Annotated in this window: 1 protein-coding gene; it reads left to right on the top strand. The window is 33.3% G+C overall.

Features of this window, described 5'->3' with window-relative positions:
- The coding region (locus tag ACRHOC_RS14810; RefSeq protein ID WP_431159403.1) for a hypothetical protein at window positions 1-276 on the top strand (276 nt) is incomplete at both ends.

Genomic DNA, 276 nt, shown 5'->3' with positions numbered 1-276 from the left:
AGCCGATATTGTTGGTAACGTAGCTCAATTATCAGGATTAGGTGAATTTTCAATGATCGATCTTCAAAAGGCATTAGCAGGAAAAACAGCAAGTACAACTTTTAGCATTGGTGAAACTACAGAATCTATTAGAGGTTCTTCAACAACTAAAGATGTTGAAACTATGCTACAAATGGTAAACTTACGTTTTACAAATCCTCGTTTTGAGGAAAATGGATTTAAAATCCTAATGCAGAATGTAGATAATTATTTGATCAGGAGAAGTCAAAATCTGCA

It is taken from the genome of Winogradskyella poriferorum (assembly GCF_050618035.1).
GTDB lineage: Bacteria > Bacteroidota > Bacteroidia > Flavobacteriales > Flavobacteriaceae > Winogradskyella > Winogradskyella poriferorum_A.
This window is presented reverse-complemented; position numbering and strand designations above follow the sequence as displayed.